The following is a 24070-nucleotide window of genomic DNA, read 5'->3' on the forward strand; positions in this document are numbered from 1 at the left end:
CGTGATCTTTCGGTCAGGGCCTGCAAGATACCTTCACACGCCCTTGAAAATTATGACCCTCTTGTATGTACTGAGGTCTCACCGGCACAACGGCGTCGAGGCGGCGGGCGTGTACTCGAAGGTCCGTCCCGCTCCCGACGACGGGGCCCGTTCATCGTGGCCAGGACGTCGGCCGAGCAGGCATGGGCACCTCCCCGGGACGAGCGCGCCACGACGCTGATCTCCACACACCCGGGGGCGGCCGCCCAGGTCGCGGACCAGGCCGCTCTCGCCCGGAAGACGAGAGGGCAACATGGCTGACGAGATGGTGCTTCGCGCCCAGAGGTTCATCAACACGACCTATGGAAACGGTGCGACCCTCGGTATTTCCAAGCTCGCGGAGGACGGGAAGACCGGCTGGCCGGTCATGTACGCCCTGACCCGAGCCCTGCAGTACGAGATGGGCATCACCGCGCTGTCGGACGCCTTCGGGCCGGCCACGCTGGCCGCCATCGCCTCCACGTACGGCAAGCTCGACGAGACGAACATCCCGTCGGCCAACTTCTGCCGGATCATCCAGTCCGCCCTGTACTGCAAGGGCTACGACGGCGGCGAAATCGACGGTACCTACAACGACCGCGTCAAGGCGTCAGTCGCCGAGCTGCACCGGAACATGGGCGTGGCCGTCACCTACCCGGGCAGCGCCCTGTGGCCGAAGACGGCCAAGGGCCTGTTCAACATGGACGCGTACACCACCGTCGGCGGCGGGTCGGACACCGTCCGGGCGATCCAGCAGTGGCTCAACGGCCAGTACGTCCTGCGCAAGGACTTCTACATCATCCCCTGTGACGGTTACCACTCCCGTGACGTCGCCAAGTCGATGCTGTTCGCCATCCAGTACGAACTGGGCATGGCGGACGGCGTGGCGAACGGTGTCTTCGGCCCGGGAACCCAGTCCGGTCTGAAGTCCCACACCGTCTCGACCACCGTCAACGCGACCGGCGTGTGGGCGCGGCTCTTCACCGCGGCCATGGTGCTGAACAAGAACGCCGTGGCGTTCGGGAGCTTCACCGAAGCGGTGCGCCAGGCCGTGACGGGTTTCCAGGAGTTCTCCCGTCTTCCCGTCACGGGGGCGGGCGACTTCTCCACCTGGGCGTCCCTGCTCGTCTCCTACGGGGACCAGTCCCGCAAGGGCACCGCCTGTGACGGCGTCACCCGGATCACTCCGGAGAAGGGCGCGGCGCTCAAGGCCGCCGGTTACGCGTACGTCGGCCGCTACCTCTACAACCCGTACCCCGACGGGGACCTCCCCGAGAAGCAGATCCAGACGGGCGAGTTGTACGACATCAAGGAAGCCGGGCTGCGCTGCTACCCGATCTATCAGACGTGGAGCCGCTCCGCCGACTACTTCAGCACCCCCCAGGGCACCAGAGACGCCGTCGAGGCCATCAACTGGGCCCGCTTCCACGGGTTCAAGGCCGGCACCGTCATCTACTTCGCGGTCGACTACGACGCGATGGACGGTGAGGTCACCTCGTACGTCATCCCGCACTTCCGCGCCGTCGCCCGGACCATCAACGAGAACTCCAAGTACCACGTGGGCATCTACGGTGCGCGCAACGTGTGCCAGCGTGTGGTCGACGCGGGCTACGCGTCCGTGTGCATGGTCTCCGACATGTCCAGCGGATTCTCCGGCAACCTCGGCTACCCGCTGCCCTCCAAGTGGTCCTTCGACCAGATATCCACCATCACCGTGGGTTCGGGCAGTGGTTCCATCGAGATCGACAACAACATCGCCTCGGGCCGCGACACCGGCCAGGGGGACTTCGACGCCCCCATCCCCTTCTACGGCATCGACACCGACCTCGACAAGGACGCCTACCGTGCCTCGATGCTGACCGACGTACAGACCTATCTGAAGTCGATCGGTGTCGCCGAGACCGGAGGGGACGGCTGGACGGACACGGACTGGGCGACCCTCGGGGGGATCTCCACCACCGAGGCCTACGACGCGGTCGTCGACACGGACGCGCTCTTCACCTCACTGGCCCGGACGCTGAAGATCCGCAAGGCCCTGATCCAGGCTCCGGTGATGTGGGAACTGCGCAAACTCAACCCCCTCGACTTCATCGCCGACGCGGCCGTCCAAGCCGGCCAGAAGGACGACTGCAGCACCGGCTGGGGACAGATCTTCGCCAAGACGGCGATCATGGCCCGCAACTACTGCATCGGCGAAGGCATCATCAGCGGAACGGGCATGGACTACGACGACAAGGACGACCTGAAGACCGTGTGGGACAAACTCCACAACGACCAGGAGTACAACATCCGTTCCGTCGCCTACACGCTGATCTTCAACTCGGAGCTGCTCGGCATTCCGCGCCCGGACCTCACCAGCGACGACCACATCGCCGAAGCCGTACTGGGCCGCTACAACGGGACGGGCCCGGACGCCGAGCAGTACGGAGCGGAACTGATGGGCCTGTACAGGGTTCTGGAGAACTACAACGCCCTGTCGCGTGCCGTGTGACACGGGCACGTGAGGAAGTCGGAGACATGGCCGGACGGTGGCCCGTGGCCCTGGTGGCGAATCTGCTTCTCGGCATCCCCGCAGTGATCCCGTTCTGGCTGCTGTGGTTTCTCGCAGCGAGCTGGGTGTCAGGTCCGCCGGCCGAGGAGAACGACGGAATGGCGCTCTGGCTGGTGATCGTCGTACCCGTCGTCGGCCTGTACGCCCTGCTCTGGTCGGCCGTCAATCGACCGCTCGCCCGCCGGAGTTCGCTCATGCCGCGCACCTACTGGCTGCTGGGCGTGCTGGGCACGCTCCTGCCGACCACGGCACTCATCATCATTTACCCGTGAAGGGACTCGAAGACGTGAAGTTCGAAGAATCTGGGTTCTCCAGGCGAACCGTGCTGATCCATGCGGGCGTCATCACCACCGCGGCGGCCGTAGCCTCACTGGCTCCGGGTGTGGCGACCGCCGCGACGGGCAAGGCGACGGCGAGCGAGCCGGCCGACCTGCCCACATCCGCCAACGGCTGGCCCTTGGTGGAGCAGGCGAACCATGTCTCCACGGTGTGGACCCGGCCCGTGCCCGGCACCGGACTGGACTTCGATGTCCGGATCGGGGACGCGGAGACCATTCTGCTCCATGTCATCCGACGTTTTCACTACGAGGTCGAGCAGCTCCGTGGTGCCGATCTGGCGGGCTGGCAGGTGATCGGCGGCGTGGACAGGAAGAGACCGGAGTCGAATCTTTCCTCCGGTACGGCCGTGCGTATCCGCCCCGGTGCCGCTGCCCGGGGAAGCTTCTTCCCGCTCCAGGAAATCGTGCTGCGCGACATCCTCGCCGACTGCGAGGGAGCGGTTCGTTGGGGCGGTGACGACTCCCAGGTCGACGAGTCGTTGTTCTACCTCGATCGCGGCCCCGATGATCCGCGGATCCGTCAACTGGCCGCCAGGCTCCGCAAGGGAGAAGTCACTCCGGGCCTCGGCGCCGGCAGTGCCGTGAACGTGATGGCACAGCCCCGGCAGGAGCGCGCCGACCGCCTCGCCAGGGAACAGCGCAAGGGCTGAACCGCACGCACGGACAGCCGACCGCCTCAGGCCTCGGCGGCCGAACCGTCGGCGGCGTCGCTCCGGGCTGTCCACGCCGGGGCGGCGCCGACCAGTGAGTCGAGGCGTTCCAGACGCTGGGCGGTGCCGTCGTCGGTGGGCGTCATGACGATGATCCGCTCGCCCCGTGCCCGGTCCAGCCACAGGCTCTGGAACTGGACGTCGAGGGCGCCGACGCGCGGTGACACGTAACGGCGCAGCTGGGTGCGGTCGCCCACGACCTCGTACGACTCCCAGTGCCGCACGAAGTCGGGCGACTCCTGGCGCAGACGGGTGATCAGCGCGTTCCACCGGGGGTCGTCGCGGTGCTCCGGCTGGCGGTTGCGGAGCTTCGCGGTGATCTCACGCAGGACGGTGTCCTCGTCGACCAGGCTGTTGCGCCAGCTCGGCTCGGTGAACATCAGCCAGGCACAGTTGCGTTCCTCCACCGGGTACGCGTCCAGGTCGGCGAACAGGTACCGGTAGGTGCGATTGGCCGCGACCAGGTCGTAGCAGTCGGTCTGCACGGCGGCCGGGTACGGGAGCAGCTTGGCCAGGACGGCGGTGTGCTCGGGGCGCAGGTCCATGGGCGGCCCCGGCTCCGGGGTCGTGCCGCGGCCCGCCAGCACCCTCAGGTGCCGGTGCTCGGCGGGGTCCAGGCGCAGGGCGCGCGCCACCGCGTCCAGCACCTGGTCGGACGCGTTCCTGGCGCGCCCCTGTTCGAGCCACGTGTACCAGGTGACCCCGACGCCGGCGAGCTGCGCGACCTCCTCGCGCCGCAGACCCGGTGTGCGGCGCCGCCCGCTCACGGGCAGGCCCACGTCACCGGGGGTGACGCGGGCGCGGCGGGCGCGCAGGAAGGCGCCGAGGGCGCTGCGGTCGGATGCCGAAGTGGTCACCACCCCAGTGTCATGCCTCGGTGCCGGTGGATCCAGGTAGTGCCGGTACCCCTATGAACAGGCTCCTGGTACCAGGATGGCCCGGGGCGCAGGGTCGTGGTCATGACCACGTACACCGATCCCGTCGCGTCCCCCGTGGCGCCGCACCCGGCGCGTTCCCTCACCGGCACCGGCCTCGCCGTCCTGCTCGTCGCCTACCTGCCCGTGAACATGACGTTCGGGTCGGTCAACCTGCTCGAACCCGCCATCACCGAGGACCTCGGCGTGACCGCGTCGGGCGGGCAGCTCGTGCTGTCCGCCTACACCACGGCGTTCGCCGCGACCCTCGTCGTCGCGGGGCGGCTCGGGGACCGGTTCGGACGGCGCCGGCTGCTCGCGGCCGGCGCCGGCGCGTTCGGCGTGGCCTCCGTCCTCGCCGCACTCGCGCCGAACCTGGTCACCCTCGTGGCGCTGCGCGCCGTACTGGGCATCGCCGCCGGCCTGTTCACCCCGCAGGTCCTGTCCACCATCCAGTCCACGGCGCCCGGGAAGCTGCGGGCGCTGGGCATCACCCTGTTCGCCGCCGTCAGCGGCATCGCGACCATCACCGGGCAGCTCCTCGCGGGCGCCGTCGCCCAGGCCGCGGGTGACCACTGGGGATGGCGGCTCGTCCAGGTGCTCACCGGAGCGGTGGGAGCGGCGGCGCTGCTCGCCCTGCGTACGGTGCCGGAGTCGCGCTCGACGGCTCCGCTCGCGCTCGACCTCCGCGGGGCCGCGCTCCTCGGGGCGGGCCTGCTGCTCGTCGTGGTGCCGCTGACGCTCGGTACCGGTGCGGGCGGCCTCGCCCCGGTGCTCGGGATGCTGGCCGCGGGCGGTGCGGTGCTCGCCGTCTTCGCCCGCTCGCAACGCGCCGCCGAACGCCGCGGCGCACTGCCCGTCGTACCGCCGAGCGTGCTGCGCACCCCCGCCGTCCGCCACGGCATGATCATGACGCTGCTCTTCTTCACCGGCTACGGCGCCTTCCTGTACGAGTTCTCGGCGCTCTCCCAGGGCACCTTCGGCGTGGACGCCTGGGGAGCCGTCGTGATGCTGCTCGGGTTCGGCGCGGCCTTCGTCGTCACCTCCCTCGCCCTCCCGGCCGTGGAACGCCGCACCGGACGCTGGACGATGACGGGTGCCGCCGTCGGGCAGGCGGCGGTGCTCCTGGGCCTCGCCGTCACCGTGAACGGCACCCACGGAGCGCCCCCTCCGGCGCTTCAGCCCCTCCTGGTCCTGCTCGGTGTCTCCCAGGCCCTGATGTACGGGCCGGTGCTCCGCACGGTCCTGTCCCGCACCCCGACCTGGGCGGCGGGTGTCGCCGGCGGGCTCTTCACCACGCTGCAGCAGCTCGGCCTCGGTCTGGGCGTGGCGCTCCTGGGCGGCGTCTTCCACGCCGCGGCCTCCGCGAGCACGGGCGGGCCCGGCGCCGGGCTGCCCCGTGGGTTCGCCGTCGCCGTGACCGTCCAGGCCGCCCTGGCCCTGACATTCGCCTTCCTGGCCACCCGTGTCGCACGCGCCGGGGCGGGCGGGCCGGAAGCGATCCGGACGCGCCCCGAGCCGGGATCCACCGCGTGAGGACCGAGCCCGTAGCGTGGAGGCATGGACGCAGCGGAGACGGCGGGGGCGGGCGGCCCCGGCTTTCCGGCCCGGCACGCGCCGCGGTGCTCCGGTCTCGGCGAGCTGGACGCCGTCGTCACGCGGTGCCGGGCCTGCCCCCGGCTGGTGGCCTGGCGGGAGGAGACCGCCGCGACCAAGCGCGCGGCGTTCCGGGACCAGGACTACTGGGCGCGGCCCGTGCCCGGCTTCGGACCGGCGGACGCGACCGTGGCGGTGGTCGGGCTCGCGCCCGCCGCGCACGGCGGGAACAGGACCGGCCGGATGTTCACCGGCGACGCGACCGGCGACTTCCTCTTCGCCGCGCTGCACACCCTGGGCCTCGCCTCGCAGCCGACGTCCCTCGACGCGGACGACGGGCTCACCCTGCGCGGCGTACGGCTCACCTCACCCGTGCACTGCGCGCCCCCGGCGAACAAGCCCACCCCGGGGGAGCGCGACACCTGCCGGCCCTGGCTGGCCGCCGAGCTGGACCTGCTGAGCCCGGGGCTGCGGGCGGTGGTGGTCCTCGGCGGGTTCGGCTGGCAGGCGGTGCTGCCGGTGCTGGCCGAGGCGGGCTGGCGGCTGCCGCGCCCGCGTCCGGCCTTCGGCCACGGGGCGCACGTGGTTCTGCCCGCCACGGAGCGGCGGCAGGAGCTGCATCTGCTGGGCAGCTACCACCCGAGCCGGCGCAACACGTTCACGGGGCGGCTCACCATGCCCATGCTCGTCCAGGTGCTGCGCGAGGCCGCCGCCGTCGCGGGCCTCCCCGTCCACCCGGCGGCCTCCTGACCCGACGAGGTGAGCCCCTTCGGAGCGGTCGGTACCGTCGTCGGGACCATGTGACGATCCGGACCGTGTGACGATCCCGACGTGTGACGAGACGATGACGAACGACATACCCGCCCGGTCGGCCGACGCCCGCCGGGAACCCCCCAGGGAATCCCGCGAGGAGAGAGAGCGGCGGGCCGCCGTACGGCGCCCGGAGGCCGCCGCGCCTGTGCTCAGGGCCGCCACCATGCGGGATGTGGCCGGGCGTGCCGGGGTCTCCGTGTCCACGGTCTCCCGGGTGGTCAACGCCAGCGGGTATGTGAAGGCCGATACGCGCGCGCTGGTCGACCGAGTGATCACGGAGCTGGGCTTCGTGCCGTCCGGGTCCGCCCGCGGCCTGGTGGCCCGGCGGACCGGACTGCTGGGGCTGTGTCTGCCCGATGTGGGCCCGGCGGGCGTCCAGCGGAAGCCGGGGCCGCTCGGGTCGCCCGTCGAGCTGGTCGACGATCCCGGTCACGCGCCGGGCGGGGCCTCCTGGGGAAGCATGTACTTCGGGGAGGTGCTGCGGGGCGCGGAGTACGCCGCCTGGGAGGCGGATCACGCGCTGGCCGTCGCGGTGGCCCGGCCGCCGCACGCGGAGGCGCGCGTCCGGGACCTGGCGGGGCGGGTCGACGGACTCGTGGTGATCGCCGGGACGCTGTCGGACGCGCTGCTGGAGCATGTGGCCCACCGGGTCCCGGTCGTCCTCGTCGCGGGCCCACGGCCGGCCGGCGGCTACGACCACGTGGGAGTCGACAACGCCGAGGGGATCCGGGTCCTGGTCGAGCACCTCGTGGGCGTGCACGGCCTGCGGGACCTCCGGTTCGTCGCCGGCCGGCCGGGCACATGGGACGACATCGACCGCTTCCGGGGGTTCCGTACGGCTTCGAAGGCACGGGGGCTGCCGGTACCCGTGGAGCCGGTGCTGCGCGGGGACTTCACCCGCGATGCCGCGCGACGGCTCGCCGAGCAGGTGGTGGCCGACCACCGGAAGGGGCGCGCCCGCCTTCCCGAGGCGCTGGTGTGCACCAACGACGAGACCGCGCTGGGCTTCCTCGACGTGTTCGGCGCCGAGGGCGTCGATGTGCCGGGCGACGTGGCGGTCACCGGATTCGACGGCATCGACGGGGCGCGGACCTGCTCGCCGCGGCTGACGACGGTCGAACAGCCGGTGGCCGACCTGGGGCGGCTCGCGATCGGCGTCCTGCGGGCGTGTCTGGCCGATCCGCGTCTGCCCCGCCAGGATCTGGTCGTGCCTTCCCGCGTCCTGCTGAGGGAGAGCTGCGGGCCCCACTGAGGTGGGACGGCCGTGTGGAAACGTTGTCCTACTACGGCGGCGCTCTTCCGGCCTACGGTGTGTGGCGCCGGGAAAGCGCCAGGTCAGGAAGGGCCGATCCCGGGACGTCCTAGCCGAGGAGGCCTTGTGGAAGCCGTGACCGAGAGCATCACCAAGAACCGGCAGCCCACGCGGACGCTGCGGGCGATGATCGAACGGGCCTACGGGAGCCGTCAGGTTCCCGACGGAGACGACTTCGCCGAGGAGATCACCCACGGCTGGTTCAACGTCGCCTACCGGATCCGGCTGCGGGACGGGCAGCAGGCCGTACTGAAGATCGCTCCCCCGGCGGGGGTCACGGTGCTGACCCGCGAGGTGGGAATGATGCGCAACGAACTGGCCGCGATGGCGCTGGTACGGGACCGCACCGACGTCCCGATTCCCCGGGTGGACCACGCGGACCTGTCCCGGGAACTGATAGACGCGGACTACTTCTTCATGGAGTTCGTCGACGCGGACAACTTCGGCATCGCCGTGGCGGAACGCCGTCTCCCGGGCGACGTCGTCACCGCCGCCGGCCGGGAACTGGGCGCGCTCAACCGGAAACTCAACTCGATCGTGGGGCCTCACTTCGGGCCACTGCGGGGCCCGGGGGCCGCGACCTGGCGCGAGGCGTTCACGCGGATGATCGAGGACACGCTCGACGACGGCCGGCGGGCGGGCGTCGACATCGGCCGGCCCTACGACGACATCCGTGACGTCCTCACCGCTCACTCGACGGCCCTCGACGAGGTGGAGGAGCCACGGTTCGTCGAGCTCGACCTGTGGACGAAGAACTCGATGATCAGGGACGGCCGGATCGTCGCGGTCCTCGACCATGAGCGTGCGGTCTGGGGGGATCCGCTCATGGAGGCCGGGTTCACCGGCATCGACCTCCCCGTGTTCGGCGACTCCTCCGACTTCATGAGCGGCTACGGCCTGGGCGAACTGTCCCCCTCGCAGCGCGTACGCCGCCGCCTCTACTCGCTGTACCTGGCCGTCATCATGATCGTGGAGACGAAGTACCGGGGCCATCAGGACATGACCACCTACGACTTCGGCCGTGCCCAGCTCGATCTGCTGATGTCGCAGTTCGGCCGGGGCCCCGCACGACGGTGACGCCCGCTCCCGACGGGCCGGCCCCTCGGCCCGCGCCTCTCCGAGGGGCCGAGAAGGCGCCGGAGTTCGACCATGCCGCCGCCCTCGGCACCCGGCCTGTCGGACGGCTGCTGTGGAGCGCCGGCACGCACACCACGCTGTCGGTCGCCACCTACGGCATCTACGCCCTGACCAACGCCTGGTTCGTCTCCCGGGGCGTCGGCCCCGACGCGCTGGTGGCCGTCAACATCGTGTCGCCCGTCCTGCTGATCCTCGGAGCGGTCTCCACGACGGTCGGCGTCGGCGGCGCCTCCTTGGTCTCCCGCAGCCTCGGCAGCGGGAACACGCGGCAGGCGGCGCGCGCGGCCGGCAACACCTTCGTCGTCTACTGGACGACGGCGGTGGTCATCACCGTCGTCGGCCTGCTCGCTCTCGACCCGCTCCTGGCGCTGCTGGGAGCCAGGGGCGGTGTCCGCGCCCATGCGCACGACTACGCGCTGATCATGCTGGCCGGCGCGATCACCTCGACCGGGTTCTCCGGTCTGGTCCGGGCCGAGGGCCGGCTGCGCTTCTCCACGATGCTGTGGATGCTTCCGGTCCTGTGCCAGATCACCCTCGACCCCCTGCTCATCTTCGGCCTCGGCTGGGGCGTACGCGGAGCCGCCGTGGGCACCGTCGCCGGGCAGGCGCTCTCCATGGCGATGAGTCTGTGGTTCTTCTTCCTCCAGCGCGACCGCCCCTACCGCATCACGCCGGCGGATCTGCGCCCGCACGGACCGACCCTGCGCGCACTGGTGGCCGTGGGAGCCCCTTCCTTCCTCACCGGGCTCGGCGCCACCCTCGTCACCTTCGTCGCCAACAACCGTCTGGCGGCCCTCGCGGACCCGGCGGCTCTGACCGCCTACGCCACCGCCGTCCGCGTCACGACGTTCGTCCTCATGCCGCAGACCGGTATCGCCCAGGGGATGCAGCCCCTCATCGGCTACAACGTCGGCCGCGGCCTGACCGAACGGGCGGGACGCACCCGCGTCCTCGCCCTCCGCGCGACCGTGCTCTACGGAGTGGTCGCCGGCCTCCTCCTGTTCGCCGCTGCCGACCCGCTCGCCGCGGCGTTCGCCGACGACCCCGGCACCCGCAGCACCACAGCGGCGGTGATGCGCGTCATCGCCCTCAGCTACCCCTTCACCGGGGTGCCGGCCCTGCTGTCCACCTACTTCCAGGCGCACGGACGGTCGCGGCCCTCGTTCGTGATCTCGGTCGGCTCGGTCCTCTGCGTCCAGGTACCGGTCCTGCTCGTCCTCAGCGCCTTCGGGACACCCTGGCTGTGGACGAGCTTCCCCACCGCGGCGCTTCTCTCGGCCACGGCGGCTCTCCTCGTCCTGCACCGGGCACAGTCACCGGAGCGCCGGTGACTCAGCTCGTCTGCTCGTCGGCCAGCTCCGCCACGCCCGTGATCCGGTGCAGCGGGTACGTCCTGACCTCGTCGGCGGTGTGGTCGTACGCCGTCACGAAGCCGCCCTCCACCTTGACCGGGGCGATCACCCGCTGGCTGGCCGCGCCGTCCGCGTTGACGTAGCCGATCCAGACGGCCGAGCCGGTCATCGCCGCCGCCTGCACCGTGGCCAGGGTCTCGGCGGCGGTCGTACGGGGGAGCGAGCCCGCCGTGGCGGAACCCGTCTCCGCGGCCTCCCTGTGCACGGCCCTCGCGGCCGTGTCGCCGGCCCGGATGGCCCGGACCGCCGCCGTCAGCAGCGTGGCGTCCGGGACCGGCGGGCCCTCGGGGACCGGCGTGGGCGGCGTACGGGGCGGAGTGCGGCGGGCGCCGGCGCGGGTGATCAGGACATCGCCCTCGGCGGACTCGGCGGCCGGGGCGTACCCCATCTCGCGCAGCCCTTCGAGGAGCGAGCCGGGGTCGGCCTGCGCGGCCAGGACGGTCGGCGCGAGGCGGCGCAGCCGCAGGGTGGCGGAACGCTTGTCGGCCAGGATCTCGTTGAGCACGGCCTCGTCGTCGCAGCGTACGTACGCCGAGGCGGCGCCGATCCGCAGATGGCCGTGGCGGCGCGCCACGTCGTCGATGAGGTAGCTGAGCGGCTGGGGTACCGGCGTACGGCTGTGGGTGGCCAGGAAGGCGTGCAGGTCCGTGGCGGCCTGTCCGGCGTCGAGCGCGCGGCGGACGGAGCCGGGGGTGAAGCGGTAGACCGTCGCGCCGCCCTTGGACTCGACGTCGGCGAGGACCGAGAGCATGTCGGCGAGCGGGCGTTCCAGCGGGCCGGGGGCGACCGCCGTCAGGTCGGCCTGGAGGAGCACGTGGTCGAGGGGCTCGGGGATCAGCGGGGCGAGGACGGCGGCCGCCGCGCCGGGACCCTCGTCGAGCAGGGCACGGGCCTGGGAGGAGAGCGCCCCGCGCCCGGTGATCCCCAGCAGCTCCGCGTCGTTGACCGTCCACAGGGCGATCCGGGAACGGAGGTCCGACGCGTCGCCCGGGGGCGTCGGCCCGCCCGGTGCCGAGGCGCGCAGCGGCCGTTCCCAGCGGAGCCGGGCGAGCAGCGTCTGCGGGTCGGGCGCGGTGCCCGGCGGGAGCGACGCGAACAGGGCGAGGACCCGGCGGCGCACCTCGGGGGCGGCCGAGCGGTCCAGGTCGGGTCCGAGCGTGGACAGCGCCCGGCCCTTGGCGTCCTGGCCGCCGATGAGGCCGGCGGTGCGGGTGGCGGCGAGCCAGGCGATGGCGAGGTGGACCCAGCGGTCCTGGGCGGGGAGGTCGAGCCACTCGTCGGAGGCGGGCGTCGGCGCGTACCGTTCGTCGGTCTCGCCGTCGGAGGCCAGCAGGCCCGCCGCGTAGGCGAGTTCGATCCAGAAGGCGGCGACGGGCTCCGTGACGTCGAGCGCGGCGGCGGCGCGCTTCAGCTCGCGGACGCTCAGGCCGCCGGCACGGAGTATGGCCGGGCCGCCGTCGTTCCAGAGCTTCAGCAGCTCCTCGACGGTCGACAGCGCCAGGAAGCCCTGGCCCGCCGCCGCTCTGTCCACAGCCTGGGGATCCCGCTCGGCCGCCGCCACCAGCTCCGGCGGCACGGGCTCGGGGACGCGATGGGCGCGGCCGGCCCGCAGGTGCAGCGCCGCCTCGCGCGGCAGGACGACCGTGCGCGTGGACACGGGCAGCAACAGCCCGCGGTCGCGCAGCCATTGCACGGGCGGGGCGGGATTCGGGGTGACCTCCCCGTACGGCGGGCCCCAGACCAGCCGGTCGAGCACGGAGAGCGCCTCGACCGGGGCGGTGTCCAGCAGTCCGGCCATCCTGCTGCGGTCGGTGAAGAGCCCGCTGAGGGCGGCGACGGCGGACACCGGGTCGTGGGTGGCGGGAAGCCCGGCGGCGGCGAGAATCTCCTGAAGCCTGCCGGGCGACATCCCGGCCGTGGCCTCGGAGACGGTCGGGCCGAGACCCGTGGGGGAGGGGTGCTGCGGGGAGGGGGCGAGCAGTTCACGCGCGGTGCGGACGAGATGCAGCCCGGTGTCCTCGCCCCAGACGAGGGCCTGTTCGCGCAGGGTCGTCAGGGCGGTGGGCAGCGCGGCGGTGATCGCCGCACCCGCGTCGTCGCGCCCGTCGCCGTCGTCCTGGCCGTCGCCGGTGAGCAGCGCGAGCAGCGTGTCGTACGGTGCCGGGTCCGGCGCCACCGCCAGCGCCTCCGCCGTTTGCAGGGCGAAGCGGTCGAGGTGCTCCAGCGCACGGACGACGGAGGCCCGTGTGCCGGCCCGCGTCGCCAGCTGGGTGATGTCGTTCGGCACGGGGCTGAGCAGGTCGGGGCGGGCACGCAGCAGCCCTGCCAGCGATTCGTCGCCCCGGGCGCGCAGGGCTTCGGCGAGCGTGCGCGGTGGTGTGGTCGTCCCCATCCGTCCCACGGTAGCCGCTGGAACGCTACCGTCGGGGCAGGGCGGTGGAGGGAGAAGGTCCGCGTGGGGATCGAGAGCGACCAGCTCGTCTACGACTATCTCAGCCGGGTCGGTGACCTGGCGCAGCAGCAACAGCTGTCCTCGGGCGCCCGGATGAGACTCGTCTCGACGCTGCGGGGCGAGATCGACCGGCAGCGCGGCACGGACGGATCGGACTCTCCCGCCGTGGTCCGGCGCATCCTCGGCCGGCTCGGCGCACCGGGTGAACTCGTGGCCGCGGCGGCCGAGTCCGGCGACGGGACGGTCCCTCTGCCGTCGCCCCGGGCGGACGCGGGCGCGGGAGCCACGGAATCGCGCGGGGTGCCACGGGCGCGGCGGAGCGTGCTCCGGAAAGCCGCTTCCCGCAAGGGCGCGTCGCCGGAGCCCGGGGAGCCCGGCGGGCCCGGGGAGTCGGGCGCCGGGCCCGGGGAGCCCGGCGGGTCCGGGGAGCCGGCGAAACCCGCACCCCGTACGGAATCCGTCGGCGCGGAGCCGGCCCCGGGGCGCCCTGCGGACGGTGGGCAGGTCCCGGACTGGCCGTCGGCCTCCGCGCCGCACATGGCGGGCCTGCGCGACGCCCCGTCCGAGGCCGAGCACGAGTGGTGGCGGATCGAGCCGGGCCCCTTCGGCGACGACGGGCAGGGCGGCCAGGGCGCGCCCGGGGCGATGGGGCCGGGCACGGCGGTCCCCGGATTCGTCGGCGGGCTGGAGAGCCCGGAGCTTTTCGGGCTGCCCAGCGCCCCGGGCCTCCGGAAGCCCCCGGGCCCGCGTGCCCCGGCCGATGAGGAGGAGCCGGGGCCGGCGACGGGCGAGGAGAAGGCCGCGCCGCCCGTGGTGGCCCGCCCGCGGTGGAAGCCGCGGCTGCGCCGTCGCCGGGTCCTCGCGGACGGCGAGGTGGTGGCCGTGCGGCCCCGCCTCTCGAACCCGGTGCTGCTGCTGGCCGCCGCGCTGCTGGTGGCCGGGGCCGTGTCCGGGCAGTGGCCGGCCCTCGCCGGCGGCTGGCTGCTGGCGTACAGCTCGCGCAAGTTCTCGCGCGCGGAGGCCAAGTGGGTCGCGATGGGCCTGCCGGGCGTGGTCGTGGCCGGGGCCTTCGTCTGGCTGTGGGGGCGGATGGACGGCCGCTGGGGCGAACCCCTCGCGGAGGGCGCGGTCGGCGACGCGATGTCGGACGTCTGGCCGGTGGTGGTGCGGGTGGCGGCGGTGGCGTCGGCGCTCCACCTGGTGTGGCGGTCGCGCAGGCTCACGGGATGAGGGGGCGGCGGGACGGGGCGTGCGTACGGAGGTGGGAACGTCGAGTGTACGTTCGTACACCTCGTGCGTGTACGATCGTACGCATGCCGACGGACTACTTCGCCAACGATCCGCGCACCAACCTGGAGCGCATGCTCGCGGGCGACCTCTACATCGCCGACGACCCGGAGATCGCCGAGCGCCAGCAGCGGGCGATGCGCCTCGCGGCCCGCTTCCAGGCCGCCCACACCGAGGACGCCGAAGCCGCCAGGGCCGTCCTGGCCGAGCTGCTGGACTCCGTGGGCGAAGGGGTCGACCTGCGCCCGCCGCTGTACGTCGACTACGGCAGCAACATCACGATCGGCGCCCGCACCTTCGTGAACTACCACCTCACCGCGCTGGACGTCGCACGCATCACGATCGGCGAGGACTGCCAGATCGGGCCCAACGTCCAGCTCCTCACGCCCACCCACCCCGTGGAGCCGGGGCCCCGCCGGGACAAGCTCGAAGCCGCGCTCCCCATCACCATCGGGGACAACGTCTGGCTCGGTGGCGGCGTCATCGTCTGCCCCGGGGTGAGCATCGGCGACAACTCCGTGATCGGCGCGGGAGCCGTCGTCACGAAGGACATCCCCGCCGACGTCGTCGCCGTGGGGAACCCCGCCCGCGTCGTCCGCGGCGTCTGAGCCGGCCGCCCCATGGCCACCGGACGCACGGATCCCCAGCGGCGCGAACGCATCCTCGCCGCCACGCTCGACCACATCGCCGAGGAGGGGGTCGCGGGCGTCTCCCACCGCAAGATCGCCGTACGCGCCGATGTCCCGCTGGGCTCGATGACGTATCACTTCAGCGGGATGGACGACCTGTTGCGCGAGGCGTTCACGCGCTTCGCCGACAGCTTCGTGGCCGTCTTCGAGCTGTACCTGGGCCGCGCGAACACGCCCGAAGAGGCCCGTGAGGCGGTCATCGACCTCATCCATGTGCTCTCCGAAGGCCCCCGCCGGGAGCTCGTCCTCACCCAGGAGCTCTACACGCTGGCCGCCCGGCGCGACGAGTACCGCGAGCTCACCCACGCGTGGATGAACCGCAGCCGCCGCCTGCTGGAGCAGCACTTCGACCCGGACACCGCGCGCACGCTGGACGCCCTGATCGAGGGGCTCGCCCTGCACCGGGCCCTCGACACCGAGCCGCAGGACCGCGAGCTGACGCGGTTGGCCGTGCTGCGGATGACGTCCGGCGCCTGAGCCGGCACACCTCCCCGGAACCGCCTGTGGGGCGCGGACCTGACACCGCGCCCCACAGGCTTCAGCCCCACGTCACTTCGCCGGGCCCGTCACTTCGCGGGGCCCGTCACTTCGTCAGGTCGGCCTGGAGCTCGTCGAGGATCCTGTCCGCCGCCGTGTAGCCGATGCCTTGGATCCAGAGCTCGTCCTCGACGGGGAACACCTTGCCGCTCCTGACCGCGGCCATGTTCTTCCACAGACCGCTGCCCACGGTCTGCGTCTCCTTGGACTTCTTCGCGTCCCCGTACGTCGAGTGGAAGACCACGTCCGCGTCCGCCTGGTCGATCTTCTCCGGGCTGACGTCGTACGAGAAGCCGTCCTGGGCCTTGTCCACGATCGCGGGCCGGCCGAGACCGACGTCGGCGAGGATCGTCGCGATGTAGTTCTTCCGGCCGTAGACGCGGATGTCCGCGCCCTCGACGAAGCGCACCATGTTGACCTCGGTGGCCGCCGCCTTCTCCTTGCCGCCGAGCGCCTCGGTGACCTCACCGACGTGCGTCCCGTAGTCGGCGATCACCTTCTCCGCCGCGGGGACCTTGCCGAGGGCGTTGGCGTGGACCTGGAAGTTCTCCTTCCAGGGGTAGCCCGTGTTCTCCGTCATGACGGTCGGCGCGATCGCGGAGAGCTCGTCGTACGTGTCGCCGTGACGGATCTTGCTGGTGAGGATCAGGTCGGGCTTCAGCCCCGCGATCGCCTCCAGGTTCGGCGTCATCATCTCGCCGACGTCCTTGATGCCGGAGACCTTCTCCTTCGGCAGGTAGCTCAGATAACCCGACTCCGTGCCGGTGTGGGTGGCGCCGACCGGCTTCACCCCGAGGGTCAGCGCGGAGTCCAGCTCGGCGGTGTCCAGGACGACGACCCGCTTCGGGGCGACGGGGACCTCGACGTTCCCCATGGCCGTGGCGACCGTGTGGGTCTTCGCGTCGGAGGCCGAGCCGCCGGAACCGGAGTCCGAGCCGGAGTCGGACGAGCCGCAGGAGGTGAGGGCCAGCGCGGTGGCCATGGCCAGCGAACCGGTGACGAGCAGACGAGCCGCGGGAGCTGTCATGTCAGAGAGCCTTTCCGGAGGAGGACGGGGAAGACGGGGCGGGCCGGTCCGGGGACCAGGGCGCGCCCGGTACGACGAGCGGTGAACCCGTGACCGGGTCCGGGACGATGACGGCTTCCAGGCCGAAGACCTCACGTACGAGTTCGGCGGTGACGACGTCCTCGGGGCGCCCCTCGGCGACGATGCGCCCCGCCTTCATGGCGACGAGGTGGTCGGCGTACCGGGCGGCCTGGTTGAGGTCGTGCAGGACGGTGACGACGGTCCGCCCCCGGCTGCCGTCCGCCGCCGGTGCGGCGAGCCGGCGCACCAGGTCGAGCACCTCGACCTGGTGCGCGATGTCGAGATACGTCGTCGGCTCGTCGAGCAGCAGCAGGTCGGTGTCCTGAGCGAGCGCCATCGCGATCCACACCCGCTGCCGCTGGCCCCCGGACAGCTCGTCCACCGGCCGGTCGCCGAGCGCCGTGACGTCCGTACGCTCCATGGCGTCCGTGACCGCGCGCTCGTCGTCGTCCGACCACTGCTGCCACCAGCGCTGATGCGGCTGGCGGCCCCGGGCGACCAGGTCGGAGACCGTGATCGCCTCGGGTGCCACCGGGGTCTGCGGGAGCAGCCCGACCGACCGGGCGATGGTGCGCGTGGGGATGCGCGCCAGCTCCGTACCGTCCAGGAGCACCGAACCGCCGGCCGGCTTCAGCAGCCGGCCCAGCGCGCGCAGGGTCGTCGACTTGCCGCAGGCGTTGGGGCCGACGATCACCGTCACGCGTCCGTCGGGCACGGCCAGGTCCAGCTCGTGCACGACGGTGCGGTCCTCGTAGGCGAGGGTCAGGGCGCGCGCGGCGAGCCTCGACGTCGTGGTGTCCGCGTCCGTGGGACAGGTCGTGGTCATGCGTTGCCTCCAGTGGGGCCGCCGTGGCCACGGATGATCAGCCAGATCAGGTACGGGGCGCCGACCGCCGCCGTCAGCACGCCCACCGGCAGCTCGGTGGGCGAGAAGAGCCTGCGGGCCAGCAGATCGGCGAGGACGACGATCACCGCGCCGAGCAGCGCCGAGCACAGCAGCGGGATCTGCGCCGTACGCGTCATCCGCCGGGCGATCTGCGGAGCGAGCAGCGCCACGAAGTCGACCGGCCCCGCCGTGCCCGTCGCCACGGACGCCAGGACCACCCCGAGGGCGACGAGCCCGAGCCGTACGCGCCCGAGGCGCACGCCCAGGGCCGTGGCGGTGTCGTCGTCCATCGACACGGTGCGCTGCGCGCGGGCCGCCCACAGCACGGCGGGCAGCAGGACCAGCAGGGCCCAGCCGATCGGGGCTGCCTGGTCCCAGCCGCGGCCGTTGAGTGAACCCGTCATCCAGATCTGCGCCTGCTGGGCGACCAGGTAGTCACCCTTCGTCAGGAACAGGGTCGTCACCGAGCGCAGCGCGATCGCGAAGCCGATCCCGATGAGGACGAACCGGGTCGCGTGGAGCCCGCCGCGCCACGCGACGACGTACACGAGCGCGGCGGCGGCGACGCCACCGATGACGGAGAGGTAGGGCAGGACGGTGTACGAGGTGAGGCCGAAGGTCATCGCGCCGACGGTGAGCGCGCTCGCGCCCTGGCTGACGCCGATGATGTCGGGGCTGGCGAGCGGGTTGCGGGCGACGGTCTGGATCAGCGCCCCGGCGATCCCGAAGGCCGCGCCGACGAGCAGCCCGACGACCATGCGGGGCAGCCGCAGGGTCCCCACGACCAGCTCGTCCGGCGAGGGCTGCCCGAGGACGACCTTCACGGCCTCCGCGGGCGCCACGAAGCTCTCGCCGGTGCAGAGGTAGGCGACACAGACCGCCGCCAGCAGGACGACGAGGCCCACCGCGACGAGCGCGGCCCGCCGGTGGAGCAGGAACCGGGCCCGCTTGCCGACCCGTACGACCCGGTAGCCGGCGGGGCGGACCGGGGTCCGTACGGGCACTGCCGTGTCCGCGCTCATGCGGGCACCGCCTTCCGGCGTACGAGGGTGACCAGGAACGGGACGCCGATCAGCGCCGTCATCACGCCCGCCGGGACCTCGCCGGGCGGGAAGAGGACCCGGCCGACGACATCGGAGACCAGGAGCATCACGGGACCGATCAGGGCCGCCATCGGCAGCACCCAGCGGTGGTCGCCGCCCACGATCGCGCGGGCGATGTGCGGCACCGCGAGGCCGACGAAGGCGATCGGGCCGGCCGCCGCGACGCCCGCGCCGGTGAGCACGGTGGCCCCGATGCCGCCGACGACGCGGACGGCCGCCACGTTCTGCCCCAGGCCCTTCGCGACGTCCTCGCCCAGCGCCAGCGCGTCGAGCCCGCGCGCGACGGACGCCACGAGGACGGCGCCGATCAGCAGGAACGGCCAGATCTGCTGGGCGACCTGGGCCTCCCGGCCGGCGATCGAGCCGACCTGCCAGAAGCGGAACTCGTCGAGCGCCGACGCCTTGGTGGTGAGCACCGCCATCGTCACCGACACCAGCAGCGCGTTGATCGCGGCGCCGCCCAGGGCGAGCTTCACCGGCGTCGCACCGCCCCGGCCGCGTGCGGCGACGGCGTACACCGCGACGGACGCGACGGCGGCCCCCGCGAACGCGAACCACACATAGCCGGTGAGGGTGTGGATCCCGGCGTAGGCGATGGCCAGGACGACCGCCACCGAGGCGCCCTGGCTGATCCCGAGGATCCCCGGGTCGGCGATGGGGTTACGGGTGATGCCCTGGAGCACCGTGCCCGCCAGGGCGAGCGCCGCACCGACCATCAGCCCGATCACGGTGCGCGGCACCCGCATCTGCCGGATCACCTCGGCGGCGTCCGAGTGCCCGCCGTGCAGCAGGGCGTCGAGGACGGCGGACGGCGCGATGGTCCGCGCCCCCACGGCGAGGCTGAGCAGGACGGCGAGCAGCAGGGCGACGACGGCGACGGCGATCGCCGTCGCGCGTCGGGACAGGCGTGGAGCGGCGGCTGCCATCGGAACCAATCGGGTGAGCGGGAGCGGGGTGTTGCGAGGTAAGGCTTGGCTAAGTCTATGGGTGCCCTGTGGGTCGGGTCAGGGCGCCTGCGGCCTCGGCCGTCGGGCCTGCTCCCTGCGCAGCTCCACCTCCTGGGCGGTCACGGGCGCCTGGATCCGGTACACGTCGCCGACCCGCAGGCCGCCCGGGGTGCCGTACTCGCCGCGGGAGGCGACGAACGCGACCGCCGTCCGCGAACCGGGCTGCCAGAACGTGCGGTAGTACGGCGCGTTCCCCGGGTACTCCGGGATCTCCACCAGCGGGACGCCGCGCCGCCGCAGGAGACGCTCCAGCTTCTCGAACCGGAGCCACGGTGCGAACCGGCCGTAGCGGGCGCGGAGCACCTCGCCCGGTACGGTGCGGTCGCGGCCGGCGAGCCGGTGCACCTGGAGGCTGACGTGGTGCCCCTCCCAGGCGTCCCGGGCCCGGGCGCGGTGGAAGTGGAACTCCGCCAGGCCGTAGTCGCGGAGCATGGCCTGCCGGCCGGAGGCACTCTCGGCGAAGTCCGGCCCGAGGACGGCGGCGACCCGGTCGGGGGTGTCCGTGGGGCGGAGGCCGAGCACGGTGCCGGTGGTGACGGTGTGGACGTAGAAGGCAAGGGAGTACGGGGTCAACTCTCGTTCCTCGGCCGCAGCGGACGGTCGCCATGAGTCTGCACGCACAATGGGGGCATGCCTGCACCCACCCTGACGGTCGGTTTCGACCTCGACATGACCCTCATCGACTCGCGGCCCGGCATCAAGGCCGCCTACGAGATACTGGCCGCCGAGACGGGTGTGTACATCGACACCGACCTGGTCGTCAGCCGTCTCGGTCCGCCGCTCCAGGACGAGATGCGGAACTGGTTCCCGGCGGACGCGATCGACGAGGCCTGCGACCGGTACCGCGCGCTCTACCCGGACACCGCGATCACCCCGTCGACCGCGCTCCCCGGCGCCCGGGAGGCCGTCGAGGCCGTCCAGGCGCTCGGCGGACGGGCGATGGTCGTCACCGCCAAGTACGAGCCGAACGCCAAGCTCCACCTCGCGCACCTGCGCATCGACGCGGACGTGCTGATCGGCGGGCTCTGGGCCGAGGGCAAGGCGGAAGCGCTCCTGGAGCACGGCGCGCGGATCTACGTCGGCGACCACACCGGGGACGTACGCGGGGCGCACGCGGCGAACGCCCTGTCGGTCGGTGTCACCACCGGCCCGTGCGACGCGGAGGAGCTGCGGGCGGCCGGCGCCGACGTGATCCTCCGGGACCTCACGGAGTTCCCCGCCTGGCTGCGGACCTTCACGGCGGCCTGACGCCCGACGGACGGGGCCGGTCGGTCACCTCGTGGTCGGCTACCTCGTGGCGGCGCGCTTCGGGGAGTTCTTCCACACCGACCGCACCACCCCCGCCGCGGCGATCAGGAAGCCCACGCCCATCAGCATGCACACCGCGTAGGCGACGGACGGGAACGGGTCGGTGCCCAGGAACAACGGGGCCACAGTGACCAGTGTGGCCAGTGCGCCGACGAAGAAGACGATCGCGCCGACCCGGACGAGCCGGTCGCCTGCGCCGGAAGGAGTAGTACTCACCCCGTCAGGGTAGTTCCCAGCTCGGCGGAACCGTTCGGCGACGTCTTGTGTCCGGCCCCCGGGCCATTAGCCTGGGGCATGGCGGGTCGGAAGACCCGCTGTACTGCTATCCGGAGCCGTTTCACGGCTCTCCCGCGCACCGACGAGTACGAGGACGAGGACAGACGTGCCCACGGGTAAGGTCAAATGGTTCAATTCGGAAAAGGGCTTCGGCTTTCTTTCGCGCGACGACGGCGCCGACGTCTTCGTCCACTCCTCCGTCCTCCCGGCCGGCGTCGAAGCGCTCAAGCCCGGTCAGCGCGTCGAGTTCGGAGTGGTCGCCGGCCAGCGCGGTGACCAGGCCCTCTCCGTGGTGATCCTCGACCCCACCCCGTCCGTCGCCGCCGCGCAGCGGCGCAGGCCGGACGAGCTGGCCTCGATCGTGCAGGACCTGACGACGGTCCTGGAGAACATCACGCCGCTGCTGGAGCGTGGCCGCTACCCCGACAAGGCGGCAGGCGCGAAGATCGCCGGCCTGCTCAGGGCGGTCGCCGACCAGCTCGACGTCTGACGGAGGGCCGGGCCCGGGGCCCGGCCCGTCCGCCTCAGCGTCCGGTGACGGAGAACGCGTCCGGGGCCAGCGGCGGCACGAGGCCCTCGGCCGCCGCCCGGGTCAGCAGCCCCCGGATCGCCGCGTAGCCGCTCTCGCCCAGGTCGGCGGTGAACTCGTTCACGTACAGCCCGATGTGCTGGTCCGCGACGGCCGGGTCCATCTCCTGGGCGTGCTCCAGGACGTACGGACGGGAGCGCTCCGGGTCGTCCCAGGCCATCCGCACCGACGTACGGATCGACTCCGACAGCCGGTTCAGCGTCTCCTCGCCCAGCGAGCGCTTGGCGATGATCGCGCCCAGCGGGATCGGCAGGCCGGTGGTCGACTCCCAGTGCTCGCCCATGTCGGCGAGGCTGTGCAGCCCGTAGTTCTGATACGTGAAGCGGGCCTCGTGGATCACGAGCCCGGCGTCCACCCGGCCGTCGCGCACCGCCGGCATGATCTCGTCGAACGGCATGACGACGATCTCGCCCACCCCGTCCGGCACGACCTCGGCCGCCCACAGCCGGAACAGCAGATAGGCGGTGGAGCGCTCGCTCGGCACGGCGACGGTCTTCCCCGTCAGGTCCGCGCCCGGCTCCTTCGTGAGGACGAGCGGCCCGCAGCCGCGCCCCAGCGCCCCGCCGCACGGCAGCAGCGCGTACTCGTCGAGCACCCACGGCAGGACGGCGTACGACACCTTCAGCACATCGAGCTCACCGCGCTCGGCCATGCCGTTGGTGAGGTCGATGTCGGCGAAGGTCACGTCGAGTGCGGGCGCGCCGGGGACCCTTCCGTGCGCCCAGGCGTCGAAGACGAAGGTGTCGTTCGGGCACGGCGAGAAGGCGATCCGCAGCGCGGGGAGCGAGGCGGCGCCGGTCGCGGTGTCAGTCACGGTGTCGGTCGATTCGGTCATGCCGGGTCCAACTTTCCACTACGGGTGCGGTCTTCCCGAACGCCTCGGTGAGCGCCGCCAGGGCGTCGCCGATGCGCCAGGCCGCGCGGTCGCGCGGCCCCACGGCGTTCGAGACGGCCCGGAGCTCCAGCGCCGGCACGCCGAACCGGTCGGCGGCCTCCGCGACGCCGAAGCCCTCCATGGCCTCGGCGACGGCTCCGGGATGTGCGGCCAGCAGTTCGGCGGTGCGCTCCGCCCTGCCGGTCACGGTGGAGACGGTGAGGACGGTGCCCGGCAGGGCGCCGGTGGCCTCCGCCACGTCCCGTACGAGGGCCTCGGGCGGCAGGAAGGTGTCCCTGCCGAAGCCGAGACCGGTGACGGGCACGAAGCCGTCCGGGGTCTCGGCGCCCAGATCGGCGGCGACCAGGCCGCTCGCCACCACGAGGGAGCCGACGGGCGCGGCGGGCGCGAAACCCCCGCCGATACCGGCCGAGACGACCGCCGCGTACGGGGCGGACGCGGCGGCCAGGGCGCAGGCGGTGGCGGCCGCCGCGGCGGCCGGACCCGCACCGCCCGCGAGGACGTCGAACGGCCCGGCCAGGTGCAGCTCGGCGCCCGGCACCTCACGTATCCGCGGCCCGTCCCCGAACGCACGCGTGACCGCGTCCCGTTCGGCCGGGACGGCGGTCACGACAAGCACCCGCACGGCGGAGGTCCTCGGGTTCAGGGGGTCGGTCGGGGGGTCAGGACGTCTTCGTGAGCTGGAAGTGCCAGACGCCCGTGAGCTTCTGACCCTTGGTCTCGACGATGCTGACCTGCGTCTTGTCCGCCGTGGTCTCGCCCGTCTGGCTGGCGAAGAAGGCGCTGCCGGGGATCGACCGGTAGGTCCTCTTGTACGGCTCCTGCTCGGCCTGCTGGCCGTTGATGAACAGGGTCCATCCGTGGTCCGCGATCTCGGGGTCGACGCCGAAGCGGACCTTGTCGTCCATCGCGACCTTGACGGACTTCTCCGCCTTCTTGTTCAGGCAGCCCTGGATCTCGGACTCCTTGAGCGCGTCGCCGTCGTTGTAGCAGGCGGCCTCGGTGCTCACCGAGTTGTCGCCGACCGTCACGGTGGCGAGCGGCGTCGGCTTGTCGCAGGCGGACAGGACAAGGAGTCCCGCGGACACGGCACCGAGAGCGACGCCGATTCGACGGCCCTTACCGGAGAAGAACGCAACGGTCATGGGCCGAA

The 24070-nt window shown here is 72.5% G+C and carries 24 protein-coding genes; 13 read left to right on the forward strand and 11 right to left on the reverse strand.

What is annotated here, in order from left to right; genetic code table 11:
• Positions 1–292 precede the first annotated feature (292 nt).
• Genes ACZ607_RS22180 through ACZ607_RS22190 form a run of 3 tightly spaced genes read left to right on the forward strand, consistent with a single transcriptional unit; the run spans position 293 to position 3557 of the window.
• On the forward strand, positions 293–2509 hold the full coding sequence (locus ACZ607_RS22180) for a glycoside hydrolase domain-containing protein (RefSeq protein WP_469737064.1): 2217 nt from the start codon (positions 293–295) through the stop codon (positions 2507–2509).
• A gap of 26 nt (positions 2510–2535) precedes the next feature.
• Complete coding sequence (locus ACZ607_RS22185) at positions 2536–2841, forward strand: hypothetical protein (protein ID WP_469737066.1); 306 nt, start codon at positions 2536–2538, stop codon at positions 2839–2841.
• Positions 2838–3557 carry a hypothetical protein gene (locus ACZ607_RS22190; protein ID WP_469737068.1) on the forward strand — a complete coding sequence of 240 codons (720 nt, stop codon included), beginning with the start codon at positions 2838–2840 and terminating at the stop codon, positions 3555–3557. The genes ACZ607_RS22185 and ACZ607_RS22190 overlap by 4 nt, the downstream gene beginning before the upstream one ends.
• Positions 3558–3583: 26 nt before the next feature.
• Here the strand turns inward: ACZ607_RS22190 and ACZ607_RS22195 are convergent, their stop codons facing one another.
• Complete coding sequence (locus tag ACZ607_RS22195; protein WP_469737070.1) at positions 3584–4474, reverse strand: helix-turn-helix transcriptional regulator; 891 nt, start codon at positions 4472–4474, stop codon at positions 3584–3586.
• Positions 4475–4576: 102 nt separating this feature from the next.
• Here ACZ607_RS22195 and ACZ607_RS22200 point away from each other — a divergent pair, with 102 nt between their 5' ends.
• The 5 genes from ACZ607_RS22200 to ACZ607_RS22220 all read left to right on the forward strand — a co-directional run bounded on the left by ACZ607_RS22200 (position 4577) and on the right by ACZ607_RS22220 (position 10720).
• Positions 4577–6067, forward strand: coding sequence for an MFS transporter (locus ACZ607_RS22200; RefSeq protein ID WP_469737071.1), 1491 nt, complete (start codon positions 4577–4579; stop codon positions 6065–6067).
• A 24-nt stretch (positions 6068–6091) separates the two neighbouring features.
• Entirely contained in the window at positions 6092–6877 is a 786-nt protein-coding gene (locus tag ACZ607_RS22205) for a uracil-DNA glycosylase (RefSeq protein WP_469737073.1), read from the forward strand.
• Between the two features lie 67 nt (positions 6878–6944).
• Positions 6945–8192 carry a LacI family DNA-binding transcriptional regulator gene (locus tag ACZ607_RS22210; protein WP_469737075.1) on the forward strand — a complete coding sequence of 416 codons (1248 nt, stop codon included), beginning with the start codon at positions 6945–6947 and terminating at the stop codon, positions 8190–8192.
• 126 nt (positions 8193–8318) lie between these two features.
• Positions 8319–9329 carry a phosphotransferase family protein gene (locus ACZ607_RS22215; protein ID WP_469737076.1) on the forward strand — a complete coding sequence of 337 codons (1011 nt, stop codon included), beginning with the start codon at positions 8319–8321 and terminating at the stop codon, positions 9327–9329.
• Positions 9326–10720: an MATE family efflux transporter gene (locus tag ACZ607_RS22220; RefSeq protein ID WP_469737078.1), complete on the forward strand. Its 1395-nt coding sequence runs from the start codon at positions 9326–9328 to the stop codon at positions 10718–10720. Before ACZ607_RS22215 ends, ACZ607_RS22220 begins: the two co-directional genes overlap by 4 nt.
• Position 10721: 1 nt before the next feature.
• Here ACZ607_RS22220 and ACZ607_RS22225 read toward each other — a convergent pair whose 3' ends face one another.
• Positions 10722–13193, reverse strand: a complete 2472-nt coding sequence (locus ACZ607_RS22225; protein WP_469737080.1) for a helicase-associated domain-containing protein — start codon at positions 13191–13193, stop codon at positions 10722–10724.
• A gap of 63 nt (positions 13194–13256) precedes the next feature.
• On the opposite strand from ACZ607_RS22225, the gene ACZ607_RS22230 reads away from it, so the two are divergent.
• The 3 genes from ACZ607_RS22230 (at position 13257) to ACZ607_RS22240 (ending at position 15706) form a co-directional block, all read left to right on the forward strand.
• Positions 13257–14483: a hypothetical protein gene (locus ACZ607_RS22230; protein WP_469737082.1), complete on the forward strand. Its 1227-nt coding sequence runs from the start codon at positions 13257–13259 to the stop codon at positions 14481–14483.
• 83 nt (positions 14484–14566) lie between these two features.
• Positions 14567–15148, forward strand: a complete 582-nt coding sequence (locus ACZ607_RS22235) for a sugar O-acetyltransferase (protein WP_469737084.1) — start codon at positions 14567–14569, stop codon at positions 15146–15148.
• 12 nt (positions 15149–15160) lie between these two features.
• Positions 15161–15706: a TetR/AcrR family transcriptional regulator gene (locus tag ACZ607_RS22240; RefSeq protein ID WP_469737086.1), complete on the forward strand. Its 546-nt coding sequence runs from the start codon at positions 15161–15163 to the stop codon at positions 15704–15706.
• A gap of 106 nt (positions 15707–15812) precedes the next feature.
• Here the strand turns inward: ACZ607_RS22240 and ACZ607_RS22245 are convergent, their stop codons facing one another.
• The 5 genes from ACZ607_RS22245 to ACZ607_RS22265 form a co-directional block, all read right to left on the reverse strand.
• Positions 15813–16793 (reverse strand): ABC transporter substrate-binding protein, encoded by a 981-nt coding sequence (locus tag ACZ607_RS22245; protein WP_469737087.1) that lies wholly within the window; start codon positions 16791–16793, stop codon positions 15813–15815.
• 1 nt (position 16794) lies between these two features.
• Positions 16795–17679: an ABC transporter ATP-binding protein gene (locus ACZ607_RS22250; protein WP_469737089.1), complete on the reverse strand. Its 885-nt coding sequence runs from the start codon at positions 17677–17679 to the stop codon at positions 16795–16797.
• Positions 17676–18761 (reverse strand): FecCD family ABC transporter permease, encoded by a 1086-nt coding sequence (locus ACZ607_RS22255; protein WP_469737091.1) that lies wholly within the window; start codon positions 18759–18761, stop codon positions 17676–17678. Before ACZ607_RS22255 ends, ACZ607_RS22250 begins: the two co-directional genes overlap by 4 nt.
• The gene (locus ACZ607_RS22260) at positions 18758–19768 is read right to left on the reverse strand and encodes a FecCD family ABC transporter permease (RefSeq protein WP_469737093.1); all 1011 of its coding nucleotides are present in this window, start codon (positions 19766–19768) and stop codon (positions 18758–18760) included. The genes ACZ607_RS22255 and ACZ607_RS22260 overlap by 4 nt, the downstream gene beginning before the upstream one ends.
• Before the next feature lie 78 nt (positions 19769–19846).
• Positions 19847–20422: a hypothetical protein gene (locus tag ACZ607_RS22265; protein WP_469737095.1), complete on the reverse strand. Its 576-nt coding sequence runs from the start codon at positions 20420–20422 to the stop codon at positions 19847–19849.
• A gap of 57 nt (positions 20423–20479) precedes the next feature.
• Between ACZ607_RS22265 and ACZ607_RS22270 the strand changes: the two genes are divergently transcribed.
• Positions 20480–21097, forward strand: coding sequence for an HAD family hydrolase (locus ACZ607_RS22270; RefSeq protein WP_469737097.1), 618 nt, complete (start codon positions 20480–20482; stop codon positions 21095–21097).
• A gap of 39 nt (positions 21098–21136) precedes the next feature.
• Here the strand turns inward: ACZ607_RS22270 and ACZ607_RS22275 are convergent, their stop codons facing one another.
• On the reverse strand, positions 21137–21373 hold the full coding sequence (locus tag ACZ607_RS22275) for a hypothetical protein (RefSeq protein ID WP_469737099.1): 237 nt from the start codon (positions 21371–21373) through the stop codon (positions 21137–21139).
• A gap of 166 nt (positions 21374–21539) precedes the next feature.
• On the opposite strand from ACZ607_RS22275, the gene ACZ607_RS22280 reads away from it, so the two are divergent.
• Positions 21540–21923 carry a cold-shock protein gene (locus ACZ607_RS22280; protein ID WP_014154805.1) on the forward strand — a complete coding sequence of 128 codons (384 nt, stop codon included), beginning with the start codon at positions 21540–21542 and terminating at the stop codon, positions 21921–21923.
• A 34-nt stretch (positions 21924–21957) separates the two neighbouring features.
• Here the strand turns inward: ACZ607_RS22280 and ACZ607_RS22285 are convergent, their stop codons facing one another.
• Genes ACZ607_RS22285 through ACZ607_RS22295 form a run of 3 tightly spaced genes read right to left on the reverse strand, consistent with a single transcriptional unit; the run spans position 21958 to position 24062 of the window.
• On the reverse strand, positions 21958–22857 hold the full coding sequence (locus ACZ607_RS22285) for a 1,4-dihydroxy-6-naphthoate synthase (RefSeq protein WP_469737101.1): 900 nt from the start codon (positions 22855–22857) through the stop codon (positions 21958–21960).
• Complete coding sequence (locus ACZ607_RS22290) at positions 22829–23542, reverse strand: futalosine hydrolase (RefSeq protein ID WP_469737103.1); 714 nt, start codon at positions 23540–23542, stop codon at positions 22829–22831. The genes ACZ607_RS22285 and ACZ607_RS22290 overlap by 29 nt, the downstream gene beginning before the upstream one ends.
• A gap of 37 nt (positions 23543–23579) precedes the next feature.
• Entirely contained in the window at positions 23580–24062 is a 483-nt protein-coding gene (locus ACZ607_RS22295; protein WP_403988286.1) for a DUF2771 domain-containing protein, read from the reverse strand.
• Between the last annotated feature and the right edge of the window lie 8 nt (positions 24063–24070).

The sequence above is a fragment of the Streptomyces sp. NPDC104381 genome (assembly GCF_055583745.1).

Excerpts from the sequence above, each read along its gene's own strand:
- ACZ607_RS22225 (WP_469737080.1), bottom strand. The coding sequence starts at position 13,193 with ATGGGGACGACCACACCACCGCGCACGCTCGCCGAAGCCCTGCGCGCC.
- ACZ607_RS22285 (WP_469737101.1), bottom strand. The coding sequence starts at position 22,857 with ATGACCGAATCGACCGACACCGTGACTGACACCGCGACCGGCGCCGCC.
- ACZ607_RS22250 (WP_469737089.1), bottom strand. The coding sequence starts at position 17,679 with ATGACCACGACCTGTCCCACGGACGCGGACACCACGACGTCGAGGCTC.
- ACZ607_RS22235 (WP_469737084.1), top strand. The coding sequence starts at position 14,567 with ATGCCGACGGACTACTTCGCCAACGATCCGCGCACCAACCTGGAGCGC.
- ACZ607_RS22295 (WP_403988286.1), bottom strand. The coding sequence starts at position 24,062 with ATGACCGTTGCGTTCTTCTCCGGTAAGGGCCGTCGAATCGGCGTCGCT.
- ACZ607_RS22200 (WP_469737071.1), top strand. The coding sequence starts at position 4,577 with ATGACCACGTACACCGATCCCGTCGCGTCCCCCGTGGCGCCGCACCCG.
- ACZ607_RS22240 (WP_469737086.1), top strand. The coding sequence starts at position 15,161 with ATGGCCACCGGACGCACGGATCCCCAGCGGCGCGAACGCATCCTCGCC.
- ACZ607_RS22270 (WP_469737097.1), top strand. The coding sequence starts at position 20,480 with ATGCCTGCACCCACCCTGACGGTCGGTTTCGACCTCGACATGACCCTC.
- ACZ607_RS22205 (WP_469737073.1), top strand. The coding sequence starts at position 6,092 with ATGGACGCAGCGGAGACGGCGGGGGCGGGCGGCCCCGGCTTTCCGGCC.
- ACZ607_RS22255 (WP_469737091.1), bottom strand. The coding sequence starts at position 18,761 with ATGAGCGCGGACACGGCAGTGCCCGTACGGACCCCGGTCCGCCCCGCC.
- ACZ607_RS22245 (WP_469737087.1), bottom strand. The coding sequence starts at position 16,793 with ATGACAGCTCCCGCGGCTCGTCTGCTCGTCACCGGTTCGCTGGCCATG.
- ACZ607_RS22185 (WP_469737066.1), top strand. The coding sequence starts at position 2,536 with ATGGCCGGACGGTGGCCCGTGGCCCTGGTGGCGAATCTGCTTCTCGGC.
- ACZ607_RS22260 (WP_469737093.1), bottom strand. The coding sequence starts at position 19,768 with ATGGCAGCCGCCGCTCCACGCCTGTCCCGACGCGCGACGGCGATCGCC.
- ACZ607_RS22180 (WP_469737064.1), top strand. The coding sequence starts at position 293 with ATGGCTGACGAGATGGTGCTTCGCGCCCAGAGGTTCATCAACACGACC.